Source organism: Limnobacter sp., assembly GCF_036846585.1.
Classification (GTDB): domain Bacteria; phylum Pseudomonadota; class Gammaproteobacteria; order Burkholderiales; family Burkholderiaceae_B; genus Limnobacter.
Genome location: NZ_DAIUBR010000025.1, coordinates 1 through 25,880, shown reverse-complemented (window position 1 = coordinate 25,880; position 25,880 = coordinate 1). Strand labels below are relative to the sequence as shown.

The following is a 25,880-nucleotide window of genomic DNA, read 5'->3' as shown; positions in this document are numbered from 1 at the left end:
CTGCGAGCAACAAATTATGCTCAATAACTTATTGTAAATGTATGAAAAAACCTTGGGTCGCAGTAAGGGCAAGCCTGTCGGGTGACACCTGCATCCTGATGTGAATAGGTACTCTGGCTATGAAAGCGTATGTGTTTTTGGTGTTCATTTGCAGCGTGATCGTTGTTTTGGTGTTTCGATTTCTCGAATTAAGTTGGACCTTGTCACTGATTGGCGGATTGCTCGCGACTAGCGGCATGGCAATTTTTTTGTTTGGTTGCAATGTTCAGCGCTTGCTAGCGGATCAAGAAGAGAGAATGCCCGGCCGAAACCCCATCCCGTGGTTGGCCAAGATCAAATCATCCAAGAAAGAATAATCCTGAAAAGCGCTGCGCTCATTCAACGCAAAAAAACGCCGCCTGTCACCATTTGGCACCCGTGAATCCAAGTCGAACAAGTTGGGTAAGGCCATATTGACCATGCATTCATTTTGTGCAATGGTACTTTCTCGCAATCCGAGTAGTTACAAAACCTGAAGTTTGCCCGGAGGTGGGTTGCGGGTGCGGGTGTGTGCTGTTCACGTTTGCCTTGGAACAGAAAATTGAAACGTGTGCAGCCGATTCATTTTCAGAAACAGGAGACAAAATGAAGAAGCTCAAGAAACTTTTGTCATGTGCTGTTATTGCGTCTGCGGGTTTGGCCATTGCCGGGTCCGCAGTGGCAGCAGCACCAAGCCTCACTGCAAAGCCGGTGTTGTCCAAGCTGGAGAACCCGTGGGACATGGCCTTTTTGCCGGCTGGTGAAATGTTCTTCACCGAAAAATGTCACGGTCTTTCAGTGCGGCTGCCTTCGGGCAAAGTGAATCGCCTGGTCGGAATGAAAGACACCAAGGGCTATGCGGACACCATGTCTGACCTGTTCTGCGATGGTCAGGCTGGCATGAATGGGGTTGCAGTTGATCCCGAGTTCGCGAAAAACCGGTTTTTGTATGTGTACTCAACGTCCAGCAAGTCCAACCCACAAACCAACCGTGTCATTCGCTTGAAGGTCAACAATGATCTTTCGAAAGTTTCGGATCGTACCGATATCGTGGACGACATCCCGTACAAAACAGCAGCCAGTGATCATCCCTTCGGCTCTTCAGGTGCCCACAACGGCGGTCGGTTGCGTTTCAGCCCGAGCGATGGTTTTCTGTATGTGACTACAGGCGATACGCACAACGGCGAAGTACCCCAAAGCCCAACCCGCTTGGGCGGCAAAGTGTTGCGCATTGACCGGGATGGCAAGGCTGCTGCGGGTAACAAGCCGCCCAAAGGTTTCGATTCGCGCATCTTTACCTATGGGCATCGCAACCCTCAAGGGATCGCTTTTTGCCCCAGTACCAAGCAGCCTTTCACTGCTGAGAACGGGCCTTGGCATTCCGATGAAGTAACTGGACTGGTCAATGGCGGAAACGCTGGCTGGGACCCGCGCCCGAACGTAGGTGGCCGTGGCGATTGCCCCGACGCGTACTGCGGATACAGCCCGAACCAAATGGGGGCCATGGAACCCAAAAAACGGGCAGCCTTCATGCCAATGACCGACACCAAAACCTATCCAAAGGCGATGAAACCTGCCTGGAACAACGAGAATTTGTCTCAAGGCATGTCATCGGGCGTGTTTTTGAATGGCAAACAATGGAAGGATTGGGACGGCAAAATGGTGGTTGGCTACATGGGTATCGGCATTCATGGCACGCCTGTGGGTAACCGTCTCGATCTTCTGGACATCAGTAAAGATGGTTTGAAATCCAAGCGAACCACCATACCTTTGCCGATGCCGGCCGGGCGATTCCGCTCTGTTGTTCAGGGTCATGACGGCAATCTTTACGTGGCCACTGACGAGGGCGAGATTTATCAGATCAAGCCCAATTGATTTGTGTTTGCTGCACCCTTTTTAAAAGCGGTGCGGCTTTTAAAAAGGGGGCTTTTCGATGAAGAAGTTTATACCGCTTGTTTTTACATTCACCATGCTCTCGATTGTGGGCAGTGCAGCTGCAAGTCCGGAAATGGTCCGAAAGTACAATTGCACCGCATGCCACGCAGAGGACAAGAAAAAGTACGGGCCACCATACCAGCAGATTGCACTTCGATATGCCGACGATGCGGGTGCAGCCGAGATGCTGGCCAAGAAGATTAAGGCTGGTGGTGCCGGTGCCTGGGGCAACACCCCCATGCCTCCTCAGCCCCGTGTGCCGGACGAAGACGCCTTGGCCATAGCGCGGTACATTTTGTCAGTCAAATAAAACAAAAGAAAAAAGGCCGCCACAAGGGCAGCCTTTTTTCTTTTGTTTGGTGGAGCCGGCGGGAATTGAACCCGCGTCCGCAAACCCTCCACTACCAGTTCTACGTGTGTAGTCGTCTTGTTTGTGTTTAACGGTTACTGCCGAAAAGCGACATCCTGCAGCACCCGCGAGCCACCTAATTTAACTTACCAGCCGGCAGCATTCCGGTAAGCGGTCCGATGTAGATGATCCCACTGCGGGTTTGACCCCGCCCAGCCCATCGGCGAACTGGTGTAGGAAGTCCAAACTAAACTGGCTTAAGCGGCCAGTTTAAGTTCGGGGCTAAACGAAGAGTCGTTTGCGTTTAAAAGTTTTCAGATGGATTTACGAGGTAACTGATCCTCGACACGCCCCAATAGCTTTGCAATCCACGTCGAAACCAGATCGACCCCATTGGCAATTCAATTGTAACACCCTTCAGTTGGGGGCTCACATTCTAATTTCAAGCCACTTTGTCAAATCATGTGCGGTTTTTACCACTGCGTCTGCACCCCATTGTTCAATGGGGCTTGCAATGTAACCGTATTCAACCGCAACCGTGTGCATGCCAGCCTCGCGCCCGGCAATCACATCACGCTCGTCGTCACCAATCATCACGCATTGTTCAGTGGGCAGGCGCATCTGGCTTGCGGCCATGAAGCAGGGCAGGGGTGATGGCTTGGGTTTCTCGGCAGTGTCGCCACCAATCAACACGCTGCAGCCATGGTTCAACCCCAATTCATGCACCAGTTTTTCGGCCAGGTAATAGGGTTTGTTGGTGACAATGCCCCATTGGGCACCGCGCGCCTTGATTTCGTTCAGTAGGGGCATGATCCCGCTGTAAACAGCGCTTTCGCGGGCAATTCTGGCCTCGTAGCGTTCCAGAAATTCGACCCGCATCGCCGGGAATTCCGGGTAATGCATTTCCAGCCCGAAGCCCGCTTTCAGAAGCAGGCGGGCGCCGCCCGATGCCAAATGTTCCATGTCCCGGTATGCGGTTAACTCCACACCGCGGTCACTTTGCATGTCTTGAATGGTGCCGCACAGGTCGGGCGCAGTGTCCACCAGTGTGCCGTCCAGGTCGAACAGAATTCCCTTCAAAGGCATGGCCGTTCCTTATGCTGGCTTGCGGCAAGCAACCATGTAGTTCACATCGGTATCGCGGGCCAACCGGTAAACCTTGGTCAGCGGGTTATAAACCAGACCAATAATTTCGGAAAAATCGAGTTTTGATTGCCGTGCGTATTGGGCCAGTTCCGAGGGTTTGATGAACTTCTGGTATTCATGCGTTCCTTTGGGCAGCAGGTTCAGAATGTATTCTGCGCCAACAATCGCGAACACAAAGCTTTTTGGATTGCGGTTGATGGTTGAGAAAAACAGCCAACCACCTGGCTTGCAAAGGTCTGCGCAGGCCTGAATGGTTTGGGCTGGATCCGGGACATGTTCCAGCATTTCCAGGCAGGTTACGACATCAAACGTGTTTTGCTGTTCGCCCGCCAGCTGCTCGGCAGAAACAAACCGGTAATTCACGTTGTTCACGCCTGCTTCCAGTTTGTGCAGCTCAGCCACTTTCAGTGATTTTTCGGCCAGGTCAATGCCCAGTACATCGGCACCGCGATGCGCCATGCTTTCGGCCAGAATACCGCCGCCACAGCCCACGTCCAGTACGCGTTTGCCTTTCAGGCTGACACGTTCGTCAATCCAGTTCAGGCGAAGCGGATTGATTTCATGAAGGGGGCGAAATTCGCTGTTGGGGTCCCACCATTTGCTAGCCAGTGCGGAAAATTTTGCAAGCTCAGCATGGTCAACGTTATTGGATTCGATACTGCTCATGGATAAAGGCTCGTGAATTGGGTTCAATGCGTCATAGTTTACCCGATGGCAGAAACAAAAAAGCCCAGCAGGGCTGGGCTTTTTTGATCAGAATCGAAGGTGAGGAATTACTTCATCACTTTCTGTGTTGCGTTGAATTCAATTTCAACGCGACGGTTCTTGGCGCGACCTGCTTTGGTCTTGTTGTCAGCCACTGGCTGGCTTTCTCCCATGCCCTTGATCTGGATACGGTCAGCAGCGATACCTTTGCTTACCATGTAGTCCTTCACAGCTTGAGCGCGGCGCTCTGACAGCTTCTGGTTGTATGCATCGGAACCGATTGAATCAGTGTGGCCGATTGCGATCACGCTGTTCAGGTCAACTTGACCCAACTTGGCGACTTCAGCGTCGATACGGTCCTTACCGCCTTGCTTCAACGTTGCTTTGTCGAAGTCAAAGTAGGCGTCAGCTTCCAGGCTTACCTTGGTGATTACTGGAGTTGGTGCAGGTGCGGGCTCTGGAGCCGGTGCAGGAGCAGCAACTGGGGCTGGAGCGGGCTTCTTGGGGATCAAGTCAGGATCACATTCCTGAATGGCCAAAGCGGCTGTGAAATAGCTGGTGCGAATGCACTCGCCGGAGCCGTCTTTAACAACTTTGCCGCTGCCATCTACCACATAGCCTGACAGGCCTTCGCCTTTGTCTGTTGTGTGGGCCATAGCGGCTGTAGACGCTGTACCAATGGCCATTGCCACCAATACTTGCGTGAGAGTCGACATTTTTTTCATTGTTGCTCCTTGGGTTAAATAGGGGTTCAAGCTGGTTGATAGTTTACAGTAGAGGCTGTCATGGTCATCACCCTCTCAACCAACTTTCTCGACACGAGTCTGCCACACTCGTTGGGTTTTTCGCATGATTTCCCCGACTAATTGTGCCTTTTTGCCCACAAGTTGTTGCGATTGCACAACTTGAACGCCGTTAACCCAGACATGTTTTACATCTCTGGAAGCCCCGCTGTAAGCCAGTTTCGAGATCAGATTGTGGTTTGGCAACTGGTGTGCAGCCTCACCCACCGCCACAGTGATCAAGTCGGCCCGCAACCCTGGGGCAATGCGCCCAATCAGGTGTTCTGCACCCAAAGCCCTGGCAGCGTTACATGTCATGCTTTTCAGCAATTCGCCAGCATTGAAGATTGTTGCGTCGCCGCTGGCACCTTTGCACAGCAACGATGCCAGTCTTCCTTCTTCCCACATGTCCAGTTTGTTGTTGCTGGCCCCGCCATCGGTGCCCACCACAACATTCACGCCAACCTTTAAAGCTGTCGCCACAGGTGCTATGCCACTGGCCAGCTTCAGGTTTGACGCGGGGCAGTGCACCAGCGAGGCGCCTTTTGCAGCCATGGTTTGTAATTCATACTCACTCAGGTGCACGCCGTGGACAGCCATGAAACGTTCGTTGATCAGCCCCAGTCGATCAAACCGGGCAAAGGGTCGTTCGCCGTTGCGGCTTACGGCATCGCTTACTTCACTGGCCGTCTCATGCAGGTGGCAATGAATGGGCAAATCCAGTTCCTCGGCCAGCATGGCCATGTGTTTGAAGGTTTCGTCACTGACGGTGTATGGCGCATGGGGGGCCACTGCCCAGTGAACTGTCGCTTCGTTTTTGAATTTATCCCGGGCCGCTATCCCCAATTCGATGTATTGCTTGGCTTCTGCTGCGTAACGGGTTGGAAATTCGATCACCGTGATGCCCGCAAAAACCCGTGAACCTACGTCCAGTGCGGCTTGAGCAACTTGGTCAGGGTAAAAATACATGTCGTTGAAGGTTGTGGTGCCCCCTTGAAGCATTTCTGCAGCTGCCATCACGGTGCCGTCATACACAAATTCGGCATCGGCCAGTGCACCTTCAAGGGGCCATATGCGGTTTTGCAACCAGTCGTGCAGGGCCAGGTCGTCGGCAGCGCCGCGCAACAAGTTCATCGCAGCATGGGTGTGGCAGTTGATCAGACCGGGCATTAGCACTTGTCCGGGCAGGTCGATCCTTTCTGCGTCGGGAAACTGAATCAGCAGTTCTTCCATTGGGCCGATGGCTTTGATCAGGCTTTCGTGCATTAAAACAGCATGGTTTTCAAGCACTTCGGTGGTGTGGTTTAGGCACAGAAGCCATTGGGGGGTCAGTAGTTGCATGGGCGGGGTCACTAGATGATTTGGAACGCACCATTGCGCCCAGTTTCAGCGATTTTGGCTGATACAATCGAAAGCTTGCAAGTGTAGCGCCAGGGATGTGACGCAGCCTTAACAGGTGGCGTCCTGACCCGTTATTCCTTCGGTCAAATAATTCAACACAAGAAGAAGCATGGATTCATTCGCAAAAGAAACGCTCCCGATCAGCCTTGAAGAGGAGATGCGCAGGTCTTACCTGGATTACGCCATGAGCGTGATTGTTGGTCGAGCCTTGCCTGATGTGCGGGACGGTTTGAAGCCGGTTCACCGCCGCGTGTTGTTTGCCATGCATGAGTTGAACAACGACTGGAACCGTGCCTACAAAAAATCTGCCCGTATTGTCGGTGACGTGATCGGTAAGTACCACCCTCACGGCGATTCTGCGGTATACGACACCATTGTTCGCATGGCGCAAGATTTCTCCCTGCGCTACATGCTGGTCGATGGCCAGGGGAACTTTGGTTCGATCGACGGCGACAACGCTGCGGCGATGCGTTACACGGAAATCAGGCTGGCCAAAATTGCCCAGGAAATGCTGCTGGACATCGACAAGGAAACTGTTGATTTCGGCCCAAACTACGATGGCAGTGAACGCGAGCCCAAGGTGTTGCCCGCGCGTTTGCCCAATTTGCTGGTCAACGGTTCTTCCGGTATTGCGGTGGGTATGGCGACTAACATGCCGCCGCACAACCTGAAAGAAGTTGTGGCTGCCTGCCTTTATGCTATTGATGCGCCCGAATGCACTGTTGACGATTTGATAGAACTGATCCCGGCCCCGGATTTCCCGACTGCCGGCATTATTTACGGCATCCAGGGTGTGCGTGAAGGTTACCGCACAGGCCGTGGCCGCGTGGTGATGCGTGCCAAAACCCACTTTGAAGACCTGGACCGTGGCAACCGCCAGTCCATCATCGTGGATGAACTGCCCTACCAGGTGAACAAAAAAACATTGCTTGAGCGAATTGCCGAGCTTGTTTCTGAAAAGAAAATCGAAGGCATTTCTGATATTCGCGACGAATCCGACAAAGATGGCATTCGCGTTGTGATCGAACTGAAGCGTGGTGAAGTGCCTGAGGTTATTTTGAATAACCTGTACAAAAACACACAGCTTCAAGACACCTTCGGCATCAACATGGTGGCGCTGGTGGATGGCCAGCCCCGCTTGTTGAACCTGCGCGACCTGATTTTCTACTTCCTGCGCCATCGTCGCGAGGTGATTACCCGCCGCACCGTGTTCGAGTTGCGCAAGGCCCGCGATCGCGGACACGTGCTGGAAGGTCTGGCGGTGGCGTTGGCCAATATCGATGAATTCATTGCCATCATCAAGGCCGCGCCCACGCCACCTGTTGCGAAAGCCGATCTGGTGGCCCAAAGCTGGGATTCATCCATTGTTCGCGAGATGTTGTCGCGCACTGAACTGGGCGACTCCGGCGGTGCGAAAGCGTTCCGCCCCGAAGGTTTGCCCGCCCGCCTGGGGCTGCAAGACGACGGCATGTATCGCCTAAGTGAAGTGCAAGCGCAGGAAATTCTGAACATGCGCCTGCAGCGCCTGACCGGCCTTGAGCAAGACAAGATTTTGAATGAGTACAAAGAGGTGATCGATCAGATCGCCGACCTGCTCGATATTTTGTCCAAACCCGAGCGTATTAACCAGATCATCAAAGACGAGTTGACCTCGATTGGCAACGAGTTTGCTGATGAGCGCCGCTCGATGATCGAATTCAATGCCACGGAATTGGGCACTGAAGACCTGATCACCCCGCAAGACATGGTTGTCACGCTGTCCCATTCAGGCTACATCAAGAGCCAGCCTTTGACGGAATACCGCGCACAGAAGCGCGGTGGGCGCGGCAAACAGGCTGCCACCACGAAGGATGACGACTGGATTGATTACCTGTTCGTGGCCAACACGCACGACACCATCCTGTATTTTTCAAATGCCGGCCGCGTGTACTGGTTGAAAGTTTATGAAGTGCCGCAAGGTTCACGTACATCGCGTGGTCGCCCGATCATCAACATGTTCCCCTTGGCGGAAGGCGAGAAGATCACCGCCGTGTTGCCGGTGAAAAGCTTCGAAGAAGATGAGCGGTATGTGTTTATGGCCACCAGCTTGGGTACTGTGAAAAAATCCAAATTGAGCGATTTCTCCCGCCCCATGAAACGCGGCATTATCGCCGTGAATCTGGATGAAGGCGATTTCCTGATCGGTGCAGCCATGACCAACGGCGGCAACGACGTGATGTTGTTCAGTGATTCCGGCAAGGCAGTTCGCTTTGATGAAAACGACGTCCGCGCCATGGGCCGCAATGCACGCGGCGTTCGCGGCATGAACCTGGAAGAAGGGCAAAGCGTGATTGCCATGCTGGTTGCAGAAAGCGAGCAGCAATCAGTGCTTACAGCCACCGAGAACGGCTTTGGCAAACGCACCCCTGTTTCTGAATACACGCGTCACGGCCGTGGCACCAAAGGCATGATCGCCATTCAAACTTCCGAGCGCAATGGCAAGGTGGTCTCGGCCGTGTTGGTCAACCCCACCGATGAAATCATGTTGATCACCACAGGTGGCGTGCTGGTGCGAACCCGTGTTTCGGAAATTCGCGAAATGGGTCGTGCCACACAGGGCGTGACCTTGATCAGCGTGGACGAAGGCACTTGGTTGTCTGGGTTGCAGCGCATTGTCGAATCGGATGTGGAAGACGTGGTGGAGGCAGACGATTTGCCCGATGCACCCGCTGCCACGGATGAATGAATAAACGGTTGATTGCACAGGGCAAGCATGTCTAGAGTCTGGAATTTTTCTGCAGGTCCCGCCGCTTTGCCAGAGCCGGTGCTGCGCCGCGCGGCCGAGGAAATGCTGGATTGGTGCGGCAAGGGATTGTCTGTGATGGAAATGAGTCATCGCAGCCCGGAATACACTGCCATTTTTGAAAAAACCCGCAGCGATTTCCGCTCACTGCTCAATGTGCCGGAAACGCACGACGTGCTTTTTATGCAGGGCGGTGCCGTGGGCATGAATGCCATCGTGCCCCTGAATTTGCTTCAGGGGTTTGAGCAGGCCGCGTTCGTGAACACGGGTGCGTGGTCGAAGAAAACCACCAAGGAATTTTCTAAGTACGGTTTGTCGCGGGTGGTGTTGGACAATGCGAACGCTCTGGCCGATTCTGCCGCGGCATGCTATGTGCCCGATTGCGCTTCCCTGCTGGACCGTGTGAACGGGCAGCAAATGGCCTATTTACACTATTGCGACAATGAAACCATCAGTGGTGTTGAATTCAGCGGACAAATTGAACAACTGGCGGGGCAACTGGATTGCCCGGTGGTGGCCGACATGTCCTCGAACATTCTGTCGAAACCCCTGGATGTGGCCAAGTACGGTTTGATCTACGGCGGTGCGCAAAAAAATGTGGGCCCTGCAGGTGTCACGATCGTGATCGTTGACAAAGCGCTTCTGGATCGTGCCTTGCCCATTTGTCCCTCGGCGTTTACATTCAGCACCGTGTCTGAAAACGGCTCCATGTACAACACGCCCCCCACCTATTCCATTTACATGGCCGGCTTGGTGTTTGAATGGCTGATCGAGCAGGGTGGCGTGGCATGGGCACAAACCCAGGCAGAGAAAAAGGCAGGTCTGTTGTATTCCACAATTGAACAAAGTGCACTATACAGCTGCCCCGTTCGCCAGCAAGACCGTTCCCGAATGAATGTGCCATTCACCCTCGTCGATGAATCCCTGAATGCGAAATTCCTGGGCAAGGCGACTGAACGCGGTCTGGTACAACTCAAAGGGCACAAATCTGTTGGCGGTATGCGTGCATCCATCTACAACGCCATGCCGCTGGAAGGCGTGCAGGCACTGGTCGGGTTCATGCGTGACTTTGAAAAGACGGAGGCATGATGAGCAAACCCGACATCAATGCCGAATTGCTGAAGTTTCGAGATCAAATTGACGACATAGACCAACAAATGCTGGTGCTGCTGAACAAGCGTGCCAGCCTTGCGCAGTCTATCGGTCATGTGAAGGCAAAAAGTGATGCGCCGGTGATGCGCCCCGAGCGCGAAGCACAGGTGCTGGACAAGCTCAACGCCGCCAATCAAGGCCCCTTGAGCCCGCAGCACGTCAATGTGTTGTTCAAGGAAATCATGTCGGCTTGCCGTTCACTTGAGCGCGAGGTGCATGTGGCCTTTCTCGGCCCCTTGGGTACCTACAGCGAGCAGGCGGTGTGGTCATTCTTTGGCCACTGCGTGCAGGCCGAACCAGTTCAAACCATTGAGGAAGCATTTCGTCAGTTGCAAGCACAGCAAGTTGATTTTGCCGTGGTGCCTGTTGAAAACTCCACAGAAGGTTCGATTGCCCGCACGCTGGATGCCTTGGTTGAGTCGAATGCCCTGGTGTGCGGGGAAGTGCAGCTTGCCATTCATCACCAGTTGCTGTGTCAAACCGGCAACCTCGATGGCATTGAAAAAATTTGTGCGCACCCACAAGCCTTGGCCCAGTGCCGCAACTGGCTTACCCAATATGCGCCGCACATTCTGCAAGAAACCGTTGCCAGCAATGGTGTTGCCGCTCAAATGGCCAGTGAAAACGCCAAAGTTGCAGCCATTGCCGGGCAGGCCGCGCGTGAACGCTATGGCCTGAAGGCATTTCAGGAACACATTCAGGACGACGCGCACAACACCACGCGGTTTTTGGTGCTGGGCCACCAGATCACCGGCCCCTCCGGGCAAGATAAAACCAGCCTGGTGGCTTCTGTGCCCAACCAACCGGGTGCGGTGTACAAAATGCTGGAACCTTTCAGCGCTGAAAACGTGTCCATGACCCGGCTTGAATCGCGCCCCGCGCGCAATGGCCGCTGGGAATATTATTTCTTCATCGACTTGCAGGGCCATCAAACCGAACCCGCAGTGGCCAAGGCCCTGGAGCAACTGAAGAAAAACGCATCCTTTTTGAAAGTGCTGGGTTCTTACCCGATAGCACAACGCAATTGACGACTTGGCATCATGCAAAAACTGACCGAACAGGCTCCACAATTCATTCGCGCCATTGCCCCTTACAAAGCGGGTAAACCTGTATCTGATGTGGTTCGGGAATTGGGTCTTGACCCCAATACGGTGGTGAAACTGGCCTCGAATGAAAACCCCTTGGGCTTGGGCGAAAAAGCCAAAGCAGCCATTGCGCAGGCTGCCGCTGATTTGGGCCGCTACCCCGATGCCAACGGATTTGCCTTGAAGGCCAGGCTGGCTGTGCGGCATGGCGTGAAACAAGAGCAGATTACACTGGGCAATGGTTCCAACGATGTGCTTGAACTGGCTGCAAAAGCGTTCCTGACACAAGGCACCAATGCCGTGTTTTCCCAGTACGCATTTGCAGTGTATCCATTGGCCACGCAAGGTTGCGGAGCGCAGTCCAATGTGGTGCCTGCGGTGCAATACACGCACGATCTGGATGGTTTTTTGAAAGCCATTGATTCCCAAACACGTGTGGTGTTCATTGCAAACCCCAACAACCCAACCGGCACGTTCTTGCCGCAGGAAAAGCTGCTCGCATTTTTGAAGCAGGTGCCCGACCACGTGCTGGTGGTGCTCGACGAAGCCTACAACGAATTTCTGAAACCTGAAGACCAATATGACTCGACCCAGTGGGTTGCCCGGTTTCCCAATTTGCTGGTGTCGCGCAGTTTTTCCAAGGCTTATGGCTTGGCGGGCCTGCGCGTGGGTTACTCGGTTTCCAGTCTTGAAGTGGCTGATTTGATGAACCGTGTTCGCCAGCCTTTCAACGTGAATTCCCTTGCGTTGGTTGCTGCAGAGGCCGCCATTGACGATCAGGAATTTTTGCAGAAAACCTACGACGTGAACCTGAAGGGGTTGGAGCAAATACAAAGCGGTCTGACATTTCTTGGCCTTGAATACGTGCCATCGCATGGCAACTTTGTGTTGTTCAAAGCAGGCAATACGCCCGATGCGGGCATGAAGGTGTTTGATGCACTTCAGCGTTTGGGCGTGATTGTTCGCCCGGTGAATTCCTATGGTTTGCCAGAATGGCTGCGTGTGTCGATTGGCCTTCCCCATGAAAACGACGCATTTTTGGCGGCCCTGCCCAAGGCACTGGCCACCCTGCAGGAACGGTGATGGGCAAGGGCGCAATTTTCAACCGCATGCTCGCCATTGGCGTGGGTTTGATTGGTGGGTCCGTCTGCCTTGCAGCCAAGAAAAAAGGCCTTGTTGGCCATGTGCTGGGTTATTCCCGCAAACTGGAAACTGCCCACGAAGCACTGAAGCTGGGCATTGTCGACGAATGCATTGCGGGGCCAGGCGATTCAAATTTGCGCAATGTGGATGCGGTGGTATTGTCCATTCCCGTGCGCCAGTACAAGAAAGTGCTCACACAATTTTTGCCGGTGTTGCCGCCCAATTGCCTGATCTTCGATGCAGGCAGCACCAAATCGGATGTCGCCTTGATGCTCAACGACCTCGAGCAGCAATTTCCGGGCTTGAAGTCTCGCTTTGTGCTGGCACACCCCATCGCGGGTGGTGAGTCGCATGGCCCAGCCGCAGCCACGGCCGATTTGTTTGAAGGGCGCAATTGTGTGCTGTGCCCCTTGCCGCAAACCAGCTCCGCAGGCTTGAAAAAGGTTGAAAGTTTTTGGGCTGCGATTGGTGCCAGGTTAAGCACCATGAATGCCATGGATCACGATGAAATGTTTGGCGCTGTCAGCCACCTTCCACACCTGTTGGCCTTCAGCTATGTGGCCAGTGTGCTGGCGCATCCCAAGGGTGCGGAATTCATGAAAGAGGGTGGTGCGGGATATCGCGATTTCACACGCATCGCAGCCAGTTCGCCAGAAATGTGGGCGGATATTTTCCAGAACAACAGTGAGGCACTGTTGAGTATGTTGAGTGGTTTCGAATCGAATATTGCCAGTTTGCGCACAGCCATTGAGAACAATGACCGCGCCACGCTGGAACGAATTCTGGGGCAAGCGTCGGAATACCGCAGCCACTGGAAACACAACTGATTTTGTTTGCGAATGTGCCTGAATAAGGCGCGTCGTTTATTAAACGGATACCAAGCGGATACTTTGTTATGTCAGACCTGAATTTGATCGAATTTCACGCCAGCAGCACGCAAAACATGTCGGGTTCTGCCCGTGTGCCGGGTGACAAATCGATTTCCCACCGTTCCATCATGATGGGTTCGATCGCCGAGGGCACCACCGAAGTGGACGGCTTTCTGGAAGGCGAAGATGCACTGGCCACCATGAATGCATTTCGTGCCTTGGGTGTGCACATAGAAGGGCCAGACCACGGCAAGGTGAAGGTGCATGGCGTGGGCATGCACGGCTTGAAAGCCCCGCGTCAGGTGCTTGATTGCGGTAACTCAGGTACTTCAATGCGATTGATGTCGGGCCTTCTGGCAGGGCAGGATTTCGATTGCATGTTGACCGGTGATTCAAGTTTGGGCAAACGCCCCATGAAGCGAGTTATTGATCCGTTGGTGTTGATGGGAGCACGCATTGAGGCGCAAGAGGGTGGTCGCCCACCCCTGCATATTCATGGACGTACCACTCTGAAGGCAATTGATTATGTGTTGCCCATGGCCTCGGCCCAAGTGAAGTCGAGCGTGTTGCTGGCCGGTTTGTATGCCGAAGGCACCACCACCGTGACCGAGCCTGCGGTAACCCGCGACCACACCGAACGCATGCTGCGCGGTTTTGGTGTTGAAGTGCTGACCAATGGCCCCACAGCCAGCGTGAAGGGTGGTCAAATCCTGAAAGCCACAAAAATTGATGTGCCGTCCGATATTTCTTCTGCTGCATTTTTCATGGTGGCCGCGTCCATTGCGCCGCAGGCAGACATCACCTTGAAGCATGTGGGCATGAACCCCACCCGCACTGGCGTCATTGATATTCTGAAGTTGATGGGTGCCAACATTGAATTAAGCAACCACGCTGAGGTGGGTGGCGAACCCGTGGCCGATGTGCGCATTCGCAGCGCAGCCTTGAATGGAATTGATATTCCGGAACATCTCGTGCCGCTGGCCATTGACGAATTTCCGGTGCTGTTTGTGGCGGCTGCCAATGCCACCGGCCGCACCGTGTTGACCGGTGCAGAGGAACTGCGCGTGAAAGAATCGGACCGCATCGCCGTAATGGCCCATGGTTTGCAAAAGTGCGGCATCGATGCCGAACCCACTGAAGACGGCATGATCATTCAGGGCTTGGGTCACATTGGCGGTTTGCGTTACAAGGCCACCAATATTGAATCGCAGGGCGACCACCGCATTGCAATGTCATTCAGTGTGGCGGCCATTCGTGCGCAGGGCAACATGGTAATTCATGGCGCACAAACCGTGGACACCTCGTTCCCGGGTTTCGTTGGTTTGGCCAAATCTTTGGGCATGCAGCTTCAATCAGTTCAAAAGGGCTGAATCATGAGCAAGCCGGTTTTGCATTGTCCCGTGGTTGCCATCGATGGTCCCACCGCGTCTGGCAAAGGCACAGTGGCCGCATTGGTGGCGGCAAAGCTGGGTTATCACTATCTCGATAGCGGTGCCATTTATCGCGTGCTGGCGGTGGCAGCGGCCCAACATGGCCTGAATCCCGATGTGCCGGCTGACTTGCAGCAAATCATTCCCATGTCGGCGAATTTGCCAGTGCAGTTCCATGGCAACACGGTGTTGCTCAATGGTGTCGATGTGTCTGAAACCATTCGCACTGAAGACGCTGGCGTCATGGCATCGCGCCTGGCTGTGGTGCCTGGAGTGCGTGCGGGGTTGCTTCAGCGCCAGCGTGATTTTCGCCAGGCGCCCGGTCTGGTGGCCGATGGTCGCGACATGGGTTCGGTGGTGTTCCCCGATTCTCTACTGAAAGTTTTTCTCACCGCCAGTGCCACGGTTCGCGCTGAACGCCGGGTCAGGCAAATTGAAGCGCGGGGCTTGCATGCTGATTTCCAGGCCATTTACAACGACCTTGTGGCGCGCGACAAACGCGACACCGAACGCGCCGTGGCGCCATTGAAACCATGCGAAGACGCATTGGTACTGGATTGCTCCAGCATGCCAATTGATCAAGTGGTTGGCACCATCCTCGGGTGGGCGCAAGAACGCATTTAAACGCTTGATCAACAAAGACTTTCTTGTTACAATCTTCTCCCTTGTTTGGTAAACATTGCCAGAACGCCGCCAAAGTGTTCCTGAAGTGTTGACAATAAAGAATGCCGTGTTCTTCAATCCCGAAGAGCATGTTTTTGAACTCCGCCTTGCTTCCCGCAGTGGCGTGTTAAATCTCAAATTTATGACCACAACTGAAATTACCCAAGCCCCAGATAGCTTTGCAGCTATGTTTGAAGAAAGCCTGAATCGCAAAGAAATGCGCGCAGGTGAAGTGATCACAGCCGAAGTTGTTCGTGTTGATTACAACTACGTTGTTGTGAATGCCGGGCTGAAATCTGAAAGCTACATCCCCCTCGAAGAATTCAAAGACGACCACGGCAACATCGAAGTCAACGACGGCGACTTCATTTCCGTGGCCATCGAAGCCCTGGAAAACGGCTACGGCGAAACGCTGTTGTCACGCGACAAGGCCAAGCGCCTGTCCGCATGGCTGAGCCTGGAACAAGCCCTGGAATCAGGCGAGCTGGTGACCGGTACCATCACCGGCAAGGTGAAGGGTGGCTTGACAGTGATGGTCAACAGCATCCGCGCTTTCCTGCCAGGTTCACTGGTCGATGTGCGCCCCGTAAAAGACACCACACCATTCGAAGGCAAAACTCTCGAATTCAAGGTGATCAAGCTCGATCGCAAGCGAAACAACGTTGTGTTGTCACGCCGTGCAGTGGTCGAAGCCACCATGGGTGAAGAGCGTGAAAAGCTCCTGTCCAACCTGCAGGAAGGTTCTGTGGTCAAGGGCATCGTCAAGAACATCACCGACTACGGCGCGTTCGTGGATCTGGGTGGTATCGACGGCCTGTTGCACATCACCGACCTGGCATGGCGTCGCGTACGTCACCCGTCAGAAGTGCTGACAGTTGGCGAAGAAATCGAAGCAAAAGTACTGAAGTTCGATCAGGAAAAGAACCGCGTGTCCTTGGGCGTGAAGCAGCTTGGCGAAGACCCATGGGTCGGTTTGTCACGTCGCTACCCAGCCGACACACGCTTGTTCGGAAAAGTCACCAACATCACTGACTACGGCGCATTCGTTGAAGTTGAACAAGGCATCGAAGGTTTGGTACACGTGTCAGAAATGGACTGGACCAACAAGAACGTAGATCCCAAGAAAGTGGTTACGCTGGGCGACGAAGTTGAAGTCATGGTTCTGGAAATTGACGAAGAACGTCGTCGTATCAGCCTGGGCATGAAGCAATGTGCAGCCAACCCTTGGGAAGAGTTCTCTACAAGTTTCAAGAAAGGCGACAAAGTGTCTGGCGCCATCAAGTCAATTACTGACTTCGGCGTGTTCATCGGCTTGCCCGGTGGCATTGACGGCCTGGTACACCTGTCTGACCTGTCATGGAATGAAACCGGCGAAGAAGCCGTGCGTCGTTTCAAGAAAGGTGACGAAGTTGAAGCCTTGGTATTGGCCATCGACACAGAGCGCGAGCGCATCAGCTTGGGCATCAAGCAGTTGTCTGGCGATCCCTTCACAGTATTCGCATCGTCCAATGACCGTGGCAGCATGGTAACTGGTACTGCGAAGTCTGTTGACGCCAAAGGTGTTGTTGTTGATTTGGGCGACGACATCGAAGGTTACCTGCGTGCTTCCGAGATCTCCAACGACCGCGTTGAAGATGCTCGCAATGCATACAAGGAAGGCGACGTGGTAACAGCAATGGTGATCAACGTGGACCGCAAGGCCCGTTCAATCGCTTTGTCCATCAAGGCCAAAGACCAGGTTGACACCGATGAAGCAATGAAGAAAATTGCTGAAGAAAGCGCAGGCTCTGCTGGTACCACTAGCTTGGGCGCGCTATTGAAGGCAAAGCTGGGCAACAACCAGTAATCTGTCTGTAGAAGTGGCGCTTCCCATTCGGGAAGCGCCTTTTTATTTTAAGAACAATGACAAAATCAGAACTCATTAATCAGCTGGTCAAGCGTTTCCCCAAGTTGCCCGTGCGCGACACGGATTTCGCTGTTAAAAGCATTCTCGATTCCATGACTCAAGCCTTGGCCGAAGGTCAGCGCATTGAGATTCGTGGGTTTGGCAGTTTCTCTCTGACCCGTCGCCCTCAGCGCGTGGGTCGCAATCCAAAATCTGGCGAGCAAGTGGTTGTGCCTGAAAAGCGCGTGCCACACTTTAAGCCTGGCAAAGAGCTACGCGAGCGAGTTGATTTATACTCCAAGAAAGAGAGTTAAATCGATTGTTCTTCGGTGAAGCCTGAGTCATCACGCCGATGAATGAATCGGTGTTGATCCAACTACACACAGGGGACCACCTTGAAAATACTTGCCTGGGTAGTGCGTCTTGCACTTTTCCTTGTTGTTCTCACCTTCTCTATCCGTAATACCGACTTGGTCACAGTGAAATGGCTCCCTGGCCTTGAAGTGCAGGTGCAGCTTGTTGTCGCCTTGCTGACTGCTTTGTTGCTGGGTGCAGTTTTTGCGTGGGTGTCGTTGTTGCCTTCCTGGTTAAAAGCCAAGCGCAGTGCATCAGTGGCCACGAAAAATGCAGAGCGGCTGGAACGTGAGCTGGCCCAGTTCAGGGCCCAGGGCAATTTGCCTGTGCCCTTGGAAGAACCTACGCCCGTATTGCCCATAGGTCCAAGCCATGGAATTTGAAACATGGTGGCTTGTATTGGTCCCCGTGGTGTTCAGTCTGGGCTGGATGGCAGCGCGTCTTGAAAAACGTTCTGATGCTTCTATGCGTGGCCAGCTTCCTGCATCCTATTTCAAAGGTGTTAATTTTCTTCTGAGCGAACAGCCCGACAAAGCGATCGATGCTTTTCTGGAGGTGGCATCCATCGACACGCACACCGTCGAGTTGCATTTTGCACTGGCCAATCTGTTTCGCAAGAAGGGTGAAATTGACCGGGCCATTCGAGTGCACCAGTTCCTGACCACGCGTGAACAAATTACACCCGCCGATCGTGAAAAGGCCACCTATGAACTGGGAGTGGATTTTCTGCGTGCCGGCATTCTGGATCGCGCAGAGCAGGCCTTTCACAGTCTTTCGGGTTCAAACATGAAAGCAGAGGCCTCGCGCCAGTTGCTGGAATTGTATGAGCTTGAGAAGGCCTGGGAAAAAGCCATTGCACAGGCCCACAGGCTTCGTGAATATGGTGCCGATGTTCCTGCTGGCGACATTGCCCATTTTTATTGTGAACTGGCAACCCAGTTTATTGATGCAGGCGATTTGACCAAGGCCAAAGCTGAGTTGCAAAATGCGTTGTTGACCGATCCGCAGAACGTACGTGCTTCTTTGTTGCTTGGCGATATTTATTTTACCCAAAATCAGTTTGAAGAGGCCATTGGACAATGGCGTGCAGCAGAGCGACAAAACCCGTGGTACTTGCCGTTGGTGGGGCCAAACATGTGGGCCGCATTCAAGAAGCTGGAGCGCGAGGAGGAGGGTATTGAAGCGCTGCGGGAATACTGCACCATGTACCCGTCGATTGATTTGCTGCTGGTGTTGGCGCAAGCTGTAGAGGAAACCAAGGGGCCTTTGGCAGCTTTTGATTTGTTGCGTGAACAGGTTCGCGCACGCCCAAGCTTGCTGGGTTTGGACAAGCTGCTTGAGCATCAGCTGCGCGGCAAAATGGACGACGAGCGTGTGCAAGACCTTCGCCTGACCCGTGAATTGATTTCAAAGCACACGCAACGGCTGGAACGCTACCGCTGCCAGTCCTGCGGTTTTCAGGCCAAGAAGTTTTATTGGCAGTGCCCGGGTTGCGCCAATTGGGATTCAATTGTCCCGCGCCGTGCCGAAGAACTTGATTTTTATCCCGTGTCTGCCAAAAAGGCAGTGCATACCCATTAATTCAGGCTGAACAATGGTCGACAGGTCTCAATTCAAAACAGCAAAAATTCTGGTGGTCGGCGATGTCATGCTGGATCGTTACTGGTTTGGCGACGTCGAGCGCATTTCCCCAGAGGCACCCGTGCCAGTGGTGCTGGTGGGTACAAAGGACGAACGTCTGGGTGGTGCGGCCAACGTGGCTATTAATGCAAGTTCGTTGGGCGCGCAGCTTTGCCTGATGGGCGTGGTTGGCAATGACGAACCCGGGCACTCTGTAGAAGCCATGCTTGCGAAAAGTGGAGTGCGCTCGCGGCTGCTGAAAGACCCTAATTTTCCGACTACCGTGAAGCTTCGCGTGATTGCGCGCCAGCAGCAGTTGGTGCGCATTGATTTTGAAGAGCGCCCGTCGCCTGAGCAGTTGACCACGAAAATGGAATTGTTCGAGCAGGAATACACCAACCACGATGTGGTGCTGTTTTCCGATTACGGCAAGGGCAGCCTGGAGCATGTTGCTGAAATGATCGCATTGTGCAAAAAAGCGGGCATAACCACCTTGGTGGACCCCAAGGGCGATGACTACGCCAAGTACGCGGGTGTCTCGGTTCTTACCCCCAACCGGTCAGAATTCAAGCAGGTCATGGGTGGATGGAAAACGGAGGCACAACTGGCGGAGAAGGCGCAAGCCTTGCGCGAACGGCTGCATGTGGGCGCGCTGTTGCTGACCCGTTCTGAAGAGGGCATGACCCTGTTCACGGCCGATGGCAGCTTTCATGTGCCTGCGCAGGCGCGCGAGGTATTCGATGTGTCTGGCGCCGGTGACACGGTGATTGCCACTTTGGCATGTGCCATTGGCGCGGGCATGAGCCTGCCCGACAGCGTAACCCTGGCCAACAAGGCCGGCGGCGTGGTGGTAGGCAAGTTGGGTACAGCGGTGATATTGCCAGAAGAGCTAAATTAAAGGATTGGACATGAAAGTGATTGTGACTGGCGCGGCTGGATTGATTGGCAGCAATCTGGTGAAGGCCCTGAACGAGCGCGGCATTGCCGATGTGTTGGCCGTGGACAACCTGACCAAGGGCGACAAGTTTTTGAACCTGGTGGATTGCGAAATTTCCGACTATCTGGACAAGACCGATTTTCTGGCCCGCATTGAGCGTGGCGAGTTCGGCAGGTTTGATGCGATTTTTCATGAAGGCGCCTGTTCCGACACCATGGAACACAATGGCAACTACATGATGACCAACAACTTCCGCTACACCCAAACACTTTTTGAGTGGGCGCAGCGCACGGGCACGCCTTTCCTGTATGCCTCATCAGCCGCTGTTTATGGCGGCAGTACGGAATTCATCGAAAGTCGCGACGTTGAACAGCCGCTGAATGTGTATGGTTACTCCAAATTTTTGTTCGACCAGGTGCTGCGTCGCCAGATAAAGGCCGGTTTGAAAGCGCCAGTGTTCGGGTTTCGTTATTTCAACGTGTATGGCGATCGCGAGCAGCACAAGGGGCGCATGGCCTCGGTGGCGTTTCACAACTTCAACCAGTTTCGCGAAGGTGGTTCGGTGAAGCTTTTTGGTCCCTATGGCGGTTACGAGGCGGGTTGCCAGCAGCGTGATTTCGTGTCCATTGAAGATGTGGTCAAGGTGAACATGTACTTCTTTGAGCAAGCGGCCAAAGCCCCTTCCGGCGTGTACAACCTTGGCACCGGGCGTGCGCAAACCTTCAATGATGTGGCCTTGACCACCCTGAATACCTTGCGTGCAAACCAGGGCAATGCGGCTTTAAGTCTGCAAGAAGCGGTGATGGGTGGTTTCATTGAGTACATTGAATTTCCAGACGCACTAAAAGGCAAGTACCAAAGCTACACTCAGGCCGATTTGAGCAACTTGAGAGCCGCCGGTTACACGGGCAGTTTCCACAGCGTAGAAGAAGGCGTGGCGCGGTATGTGGGCCGCTTGATCAAAAAATATCAGAAATAATGAAACTAACTTGAATGGGGAGGCACTCAGTATTGTTGGTTGACTCGGCCTCTTGAAACCGAGTCGCCTTTAAATCGCGGGGTTCCCCCACGTTTTAAGGGTAGGCCAACTGCTTGTGGAATCGCATACTCCCCCTAGGGGCGAGCCTTGCGACCAAGCAAGTGTCTCTGTCTCCTCAAGCCCTGTTTAAGCCCGCTCTATAGCGGGCTTTTTTTTGCGCGCTTCGTTTAACTGATGGCGCCTGAGAAATACCACTGAAACGCCATGGCCAGTGTGGCCATGAGGGCGGTCATGCCAAACGCCAGCGACAAAGCAACTGAAACCACCACCGCGCCGGTGGTTTGGCGGGTGCCAGCCGGGTATTCCGGGTTTAGCAGGGCATTGAACTGTTCGTCTTTCATCAGGCCGTAGCGCATGGTGTCTATCCAGCCAGCAAATGCCGAGAGAGGAAAGGTCAGCATGTAGATCCAGAAGTGTTTTTTGCCAGCATAAATCCAGTGGCCGCCGATGGCCCCGGTCAGCAGGGCGAGCCAGCAGAAAAACAGCTTGGATTTAAAGGGTTCTTGAGGAGATGCATTCATTTTTTAAAACACTGCTTGTTAGATTGGATTACGCTAGCTATAATAGCGGGTTATCGGATTTCGTGTGTCGAAATCCCAATGATTCATTCGTTTGCAGTGGCAAGGTATGCGCGCTGTGGGCACTAATTTGATAGAGGAAATTATGGTCGTCATTCGACTCGCACGTGGTGGTTCTAAAAAGCGCCCATTTTATAGCCTGGTGGCTGCTGATTCACGCAACCGTCGCGATGGCCGTTTCATCGAGCGCATTGGTTTTTACAATCCTGTAGCGCCTCAAGGTTCTGAAGGTCTGCGCATTGCCATGGATCGCCTGACCTACTGGAAAAGCGTTGGTGCACAGTGCTCTTCAACAGTAGAGCGTCTGGTTGGCGAATACAACGCCAAGCAAGCAGCCTGATAGCCGTTGTTCAAGGTTTTGCACGCTGCAGAATTTTGATCCAAAACAGGTTTTAAACACAAAGTCCGTGGATGTTTACGTTCGCGGACTTTTGTTTTTGATTGTGAGATTGTGAGCAACAAACATGAACGTTCCTGACGATTTGGTAGAACTGGGGCGCATTGGCGAACCCTATGGTCTGAAGGGCTGGGTCAATGTGTTGCCCTCGTCTGAAGAGCCCGATGTGCTGCTCAAAAGCAAGCAATGGTGGGTTTCTCGCCTGCCCGTGGCAGAGGGTTCGGCCGTGCGCCGTGTCGGGCAGCCCAAGCTTGAAGACCTTGTGTTCGAGCCCTTCCGTGTTCTGCAAAGCAAGCCACACTCCAGCCGCATTGTGGCGCACCTTGAGGGCATAGAGCAGCCCGAGCTGGCAGCCCAGTTCAAGGGTCGCAGGGTGTATGTGTCGCGTGCGCGTTTTCCGGCACCCGCTGAAGGCGAGTATTACTGGATCGACCTGGTGGGTTGTGCTGTCACGAATGTTGAAGGCAAAACGCTGGGTTCCGTTGTTCAGGTGGTGGATCACGGTGCGCATCCCATTTTGGTGGTTAAAGGCGATGCCGAGCAGGAAATACTGATTCCGTTTGTGGCGGCTTATGTGCTGAACGTGGACACCCAAACCAGGAAAATTCAAGCGGATTGGCAGGAAGATTACTGATGTCAGGCCCACGCTTTGATGTGATCACCTTGTTTCCAGACCAGTTTCCGAATTTGGTCGAAATGGGCGTGGTGGGTCGGGCCTTCAAAAAGCAGTTGTTTGAACTGAACTGCTGGAATCCCCGCGATTTCACTGAGGACCCCCACCGAACTGTGGACGATCGCCCTTATGGTGGCGGCCCGGGTATGGTCATGCTGGCGGAACCACTTGTGCGCTGTTTGAAGGCCATTCGCGATGCGCGTGGTGACAATGCACCTGTGGTGTTCCTGACGCCACATGGGCCTTTGCTCAAGCAGGCAGATATTCGGGGTTTGTCTGCTCAAGGGCAGGGGGCAATTTTTCTGTGTGGGCGTTACGAGGGCATAGACCAGCGTTTCATCGACGATTACGTGGAGCAAACCTATTGCCTGGGTGACTTTGTGTTGTCGGGCGGTGAATTGGCGGTGGCCTGTTTTGTGGATGCCTGGGTGCGTTTGTTGCCCGATGTGCTGAACCACGCTTTGTCAGCCACACAGGATTCGTTTGAAAGTGGATTGCTGGACTGCCCGCACTACACCCGGCCGGAAGTTTTTGAAAATAAAGCAGTTCCTGACGTGCTTTTGTCCGGAAATCATGCGAAAATAGAAAGTTGGCGTTTTGAACAAGCGAAAGCTTACACAAGGCGTTATCGGCCTGAATTATTGGATCAAACCGATAAGTCTGTTAAGAAGGCCTAGGTTGGTGATTGGGTTACAACTTTGCCCGTTGCCTTTTAATTTTTTCATCCTCTGGCGGTGCGTACTCATCAAGTTTAGTCGAAACAAGTTGAGTCGAAAATGCCGCGAATGATGATTTGGAGCTATCAATGAATCTGATTCAACAACTCGAGCAAGAAGAAATTGCTCGTTTGGGTAAAGAAATTCCGGAATTTGCCCCCGGTGACACTGTGATCGTAAGTGTTCGCGTAATCGAAGGCACACGTTCACGTTTGCAGGCTTACGAAGGTGTGGTAATTGCCCGTCGTAACCGCAGTTTGAACTCGTCTTTCATCGTTCGCAAAATTTCTTCCGGCGAAGGTGTTGAGCGTACGTTCCAGTTGTACTCTCCTTCCATCGAAAAGATCGAAGTGAAGCGTCGTGGCGATGTTCGCCGCGCCAAGCTGTACTATCTACGCGATCGTTCAGGCAAGTCTGCACGTATCAAGGAAAAGTTGCCACAGCGTGTGAACAAGAAAGCTGCTGTATAAGCACTTCCAGTTCACGAGGCAGAAATGCCGCGGCACTTGAAAAAGCCAGTTCAATGTGAACTGGCTTTTTTTATTTAAAGGGTCGGATCAGCCAAGCCACCACGGGGTTTCTTCGATCCAGCGTTGTATGTGTCGGCGGGTATTTTCTGCGTCGATGGGCATTTGCAGTGCCAGGCTGCGCGCCAGTTCCAGCAGGTCTTTGTCGATCAGGGGGTCCGCGTAGCGCATCATGGGCAGACCCGATTGCCGCTTACCCAACAATTCCCCGGGGCCGCGAATTTCAAGATCTTTCTCGGCCAGATAAAAGCCGTCGTCACTTTCATGCATGGCTTTCAGGCGCATTTTCGAGGTGTTGGAAAGCGGGCCGCCATACAACAACACGCACACGCTTTGCACGCTGCCGCGCCCCACACGGCCACGCAGCTGGTGAAGTTGTGCAAGGCCGAAACGTTCGGCTTGATCAATGACCATCAGGCTGGCATTGCCCACATCCACACCCACTTCTATCACCGTGGTGGATACCAGCAAATCCAGATCACCTGCGGTGAAGGCGGCCATGGTGGCCTGTTTCAGTTTGTTGTCTTGTTTGCCGTGTAGTAGCCCGATTCGCCGCTTGGGCAGTTGCCCGCACAAATCAGCGTAAGTGGCCTGGGCGGCCTGCAAATCAAGAGTTTCACTTTCTTCAATCAGTGGGCATACCCAGTAGGCTTGTTGGCCTTTTTCGATCTCGCCTTCAATGGCGGTAATTAGTTGTTCGCGTTTTTTTTGCGAGAGTAATTTGGTAATGATGGGTTTTCTGCCCGGTGGTTTTTCGTCCAGGCTGGACACCGCCAAATCTGACAAATAAGTTTGTGCCAGTGTTCGCGGAATGGGTGTGGCGCTCATCATGAGCTGATGCGCCAAGTGCCCATTGCTGGCCTTGGCAATCAGCGACAGCCGTTGTGCCACGCCAAAGCGGTGCTGTTCATCCACCACCACAAGGGCAAGGGATTTGAATTCCACATGGTGTTGCACCAGTGCATGGGTGCCAATGACTACGTCAATTTCACCAGCAGCCAAAGCGGCCAGTGTGCGATCTTTTTCACTTTTTTTCATTGCGCCCTGCAACTTGGCGCAGCGTACCCCGACCGCCTCGAACAGGGGGGTGAGCTTGTGGTGGTGCTGTGCGGCCAGCACCTCGGTGGGGGCCAGTATGGCGGCCTGTTTGCCGTTTTCAATGGCACGAAGGCAGGCCAGGGCGGCCACCAGCGTTTTTCCGCTGCCCACATCGCCTTGCAGCAGGCGTTGCATTGGGTATGGCTGGGTCAGGTCATCGAAAATTTCCCGGCAGGAACGTTCCTGTGCGCCAGTCAGTTTGAAGGGCAGCTGACGGATGAATTTTTTCACCAAACCAGCTTTGCCTGGATTGAGTACGCTGGCTTTTTCCTGGGTGCGTTGTTGGCGGTATTCGCGAAGCAACAATTGCTGGGCCAGCATTTCATCTACCTTGACGCGGGTCCAGGCGGGGTGGGTGCGCAAATTCAGGTCGTAAAGTTCGTCGGGTTTGGCCTGGCCGTGCAGGGTTTGCAAGGCTTTGGGCCATTCAAGCAGTTTGTATTTTTTGCAAAGGCTGGCGGGCAGGGTGTCGATAAAACAGGCGGTTGGCAGTTTTTTCATCCAGCGGTGCCAGTCGCTTTGTTTCAATTGCCCGGTGCTGGGGTAGACCGGTTCCAGCACGGCATCGGCTGCGGGGGAGGGGCTGATTGGTGTAG

25 protein-coding genes and 1 other RNA gene are annotated in these 25,880 nt (G+C 53.6%); 19 read left to right on the top strand and 7 right to left on the bottom strand.

The window, feature by feature from the left end; genetic code table 11:
- The first annotated feature begins 624 nt into the window (after nucleotides 1-624).
- Nucleotides 625-1,893, top strand: coding sequence for a PQQ-dependent sugar dehydrogenase (locus V7028_RS11550; protein WP_334120234.1), 1,269 nt, complete (start codon nucleotides 625-627; stop codon nucleotides 1,891-1,893).
- A 58-nt stretch (nucleotides 1,894-1,951) separates the two neighbouring features.
- Nucleotides 1,952-2,263, top strand: coding sequence for a c-type cytochrome (locus tag V7028_RS11545; protein WP_334120233.1), 312 nt, complete (start codon nucleotides 1,952-1,954; stop codon nucleotides 2,261-2,263).
- Nucleotides 2,264-2,310: 47 nt separating this feature from the next.
- On the opposite strand, the gene ssrA is transcribed toward V7028_RS11545, so the two are convergent.
- From ssrA to V7028_RS11520, 5 genes are all read right to left on the bottom strand, one after another.
- Nucleotides 2,311-2,694: a transfer-messenger RNA gene (gene ssrA / locus V7028_RS11540) on the bottom strand.
- A 37-nt stretch (nucleotides 2,695-2,731) separates the two neighbouring features.
- A complete protein-coding gene (locus tag V7028_RS11535) occupies nucleotides 2,732-3,388 on the bottom strand; it encodes an HAD family hydrolase (RefSeq protein ID WP_334120232.1) in 657 nt (218 codons plus the stop codon).
- 9 nt (nucleotides 3,389-3,397) lie between these two features.
- Nucleotides 3,398-4,114 (bottom strand): bifunctional 2-polyprenyl-6-hydroxyphenol methylase/3-demethylubiquinol 3-O-methyltransferase UbiG, encoded by a 717-nt coding sequence (gene ubiG / locus V7028_RS11530; RefSeq protein ID WP_334120231.1) that lies wholly within the window; start codon nucleotides 4,112-4,114, stop codon nucleotides 3,398-3,400.
- A gap of 107 nt (nucleotides 4,115-4,221) precedes the next feature.
- The gene (ompA, locus tag V7028_RS11525; protein WP_442918735.1) at nucleotides 4,222-4,839 is read right to left on the bottom strand and encodes an outer membrane protein OmpA; all 618 of its coding nucleotides are present in this window, start codon (nucleotides 4,837-4,839) and stop codon (nucleotides 4,222-4,224) included.
- Between the two features lie 114 nt (nucleotides 4,840-4,953).
- Nucleotides 4,954-6,276, bottom strand: a complete 1,323-nt coding sequence (locus tag V7028_RS11520) for an amidohydrolase family protein (protein WP_334120229.1) — start codon at nucleotides 6,274-6,276, stop codon at nucleotides 4,954-4,956.
- A gap of 169 nt (nucleotides 6,277-6,445) precedes the next feature.
- Between V7028_RS11520 and gyrA the strand changes: the two genes are divergently transcribed.
- The 13 genes from gyrA to rfaD all read left to right on the top strand — a co-directional run bounded on the left by gyrA (nucleotide 6,446) and on the right by rfaD (nucleotide 21,235).
- Nucleotides 6,446-9,061: a DNA gyrase subunit A gene (gyrA, locus tag V7028_RS11515; protein ID WP_334120228.1), complete on the top strand. Its 2,616-nt coding sequence runs from the start codon at nucleotides 6,446-6,448 to the stop codon at nucleotides 9,059-9,061.
- Nucleotides 9,062-9,088: 27 nt separating this feature from the next.
- The gene (gene serC / locus V7028_RS11510; RefSeq protein WP_334120227.1) at nucleotides 9,089-10,207 is read left to right on the top strand and encodes a 3-phosphoserine/phosphohydroxythreonine transaminase; all 1,119 of its coding nucleotides are present in this window, start codon (nucleotides 9,089-9,091) and stop codon (nucleotides 10,205-10,207) included.
- A complete protein-coding gene (pheA, locus tag V7028_RS11505) occupies nucleotides 10,207-11,298 on the top strand; it encodes a prephenate dehydratase (protein WP_334120226.1) in 1,092 nt (363 codons plus the stop codon). Before serC ends, pheA begins: the two co-directional genes overlap by 1 nt.
- Nucleotides 11,299-11,310: 12 nt before the next feature.
- Nucleotides 11,311-12,438, top strand: a complete 1,128-nt coding sequence (hisC, locus tag V7028_RS11500) for a histidinol-phosphate transaminase (RefSeq protein ID WP_334120225.1) — start codon at nucleotides 11,311-11,313, stop codon at nucleotides 12,436-12,438.
- On the top strand, nucleotides 12,438-13,325 hold the full coding sequence (locus V7028_RS11495; RefSeq protein ID WP_334120224.1) for a prephenate dehydrogenase: 888 nt from the start codon (nucleotides 12,438-12,440) through the stop codon (nucleotides 13,323-13,325). Before hisC ends, V7028_RS11495 begins: the two co-directional genes overlap by 1 nt.
- A gap of 68 nt (nucleotides 13,326-13,393) precedes the next feature.
- On the top strand, nucleotides 13,394-14,737 hold the full coding sequence (gene aroA / locus V7028_RS11490) for a 3-phosphoshikimate 1-carboxyvinyltransferase (RefSeq protein WP_334120223.1): 1,344 nt from the start codon (nucleotides 13,394-13,396) through the stop codon (nucleotides 14,735-14,737).
- 3 nt (nucleotides 14,738-14,740) lie between these two features.
- Complete coding sequence (cmk, locus tag V7028_RS11485) at nucleotides 14,741-15,421, top strand: (d)CMP kinase (RefSeq protein WP_334120222.1); 681 nt, start codon at nucleotides 14,741-14,743, stop codon at nucleotides 15,419-15,421.
- A gap of 181 nt (nucleotides 15,422-15,602) precedes the next feature.
- Entirely contained in the window at nucleotides 15,603-17,306 is a 1,704-nt protein-coding gene (gene rpsA, locus V7028_RS11480; protein ID WP_334120221.1) for a 30S ribosomal protein S1, read from the top strand.
- Nucleotides 17,307-17,362: 56 nt separating this feature from the next.
- A complete protein-coding gene (locus V7028_RS11475) occupies nucleotides 17,363-17,659 on the top strand; it encodes an integration host factor subunit beta (RefSeq protein ID WP_008252749.1) in 297 nt (98 codons plus the stop codon).
- Between the two features lie 81 nt (nucleotides 17,660-17,740).
- On the top strand, nucleotides 17,741-18,082 hold the full coding sequence (locus tag V7028_RS11470; RefSeq protein WP_334120220.1) for a lipopolysaccharide assembly protein LapA domain-containing protein: 342 nt from the start codon (nucleotides 17,741-17,743) through the stop codon (nucleotides 18,080-18,082).
- Nucleotides 18,072-19,280, top strand: coding sequence for a lipopolysaccharide assembly protein LapB (gene lapB, locus V7028_RS11465; protein ID WP_334120219.1), 1,209 nt, complete (start codon nucleotides 18,072-18,074; stop codon nucleotides 19,278-19,280). The genes V7028_RS11470 and lapB overlap by 11 nt, the downstream gene beginning before the upstream one ends.
- A 13-nt stretch (nucleotides 19,281-19,293) precedes the next feature.
- Nucleotides 19,294-20,217 carry a D-glycero-beta-D-manno-heptose-7-phosphate kinase gene (gene rfaE1 / locus V7028_RS11460; RefSeq protein WP_334120218.1) on the top strand — a complete coding sequence of 308 codons (924 nt, stop codon included), beginning with the start codon at nucleotides 19,294-19,296 and terminating at the stop codon, nucleotides 20,215-20,217.
- Nucleotides 20,218-20,227: 10 nt separating this feature from the next.
- Entirely contained in the window at nucleotides 20,228-21,235 is a 1,008-nt protein-coding gene (gene rfaD, locus V7028_RS11455; RefSeq protein ID WP_334120217.1) for an ADP-glyceromanno-heptose 6-epimerase, read from the top strand.
- Nucleotides 21,236-21,462: 227 nt separating this feature from the next.
- Here rfaD and V7028_RS11450 read toward each other — a convergent pair whose 3' ends face one another.
- Entirely contained in the window at nucleotides 21,463-21,816 is a 354-nt protein-coding gene (locus tag V7028_RS11450; RefSeq protein WP_334120216.1) for a hypothetical protein, read from the bottom strand.
- A gap of 142 nt (nucleotides 21,817-21,958) precedes the next feature.
- Between V7028_RS11450 and rpsP the strand changes: the two genes are divergently transcribed.
- From rpsP to rplS, 4 genes are all read left to right on the top strand, one after another.
- On the top strand, nucleotides 21,959-22,213 hold the full coding sequence (gene rpsP, locus V7028_RS11445; protein WP_305566715.1) for a 30S ribosomal protein S16: 255 nt from the start codon (nucleotides 21,959-21,961) through the stop codon (nucleotides 22,211-22,213).
- Nucleotides 22,214-22,337: 124 nt separating this feature from the next.
- On the top strand, nucleotides 22,338-22,904 hold the full coding sequence (gene rimM / locus V7028_RS11440; RefSeq protein WP_334120215.1) for a ribosome maturation factor RimM: 567 nt from the start codon (nucleotides 22,338-22,340) through the stop codon (nucleotides 22,902-22,904).
- On the top strand, nucleotides 22,904-23,620 hold the full coding sequence (trmD, locus tag V7028_RS11435; protein WP_334120214.1) for a tRNA (guanosine(37)-N1)-methyltransferase TrmD: 717 nt from the start codon (nucleotides 22,904-22,906) through the stop codon (nucleotides 23,618-23,620). The genes rimM and trmD overlap by 1 nt, the downstream gene beginning before the upstream one ends.
- Nucleotides 23,621-23,748: 128 nt before the next feature.
- Nucleotides 23,749-24,129 carry a 50S ribosomal protein L19 gene (rplS, locus tag V7028_RS11430; RefSeq protein ID WP_334120213.1) on the top strand — a complete coding sequence of 127 codons (381 nt, stop codon included), beginning with the start codon at nucleotides 23,749-23,751 and terminating at the stop codon, nucleotides 24,127-24,129.
- Between the two features lie 87 nt (nucleotides 24,130-24,216).
- Here rplS and V7028_RS11425 read toward each other — a convergent pair.
- A partial coding sequence (locus V7028_RS11425) for an ATP-dependent DNA helicase RecG (RefSeq protein ID WP_334120212.1) occupies nucleotides 24,217-25,880 on the bottom strand: 1,664 nt, incomplete at its 5' end.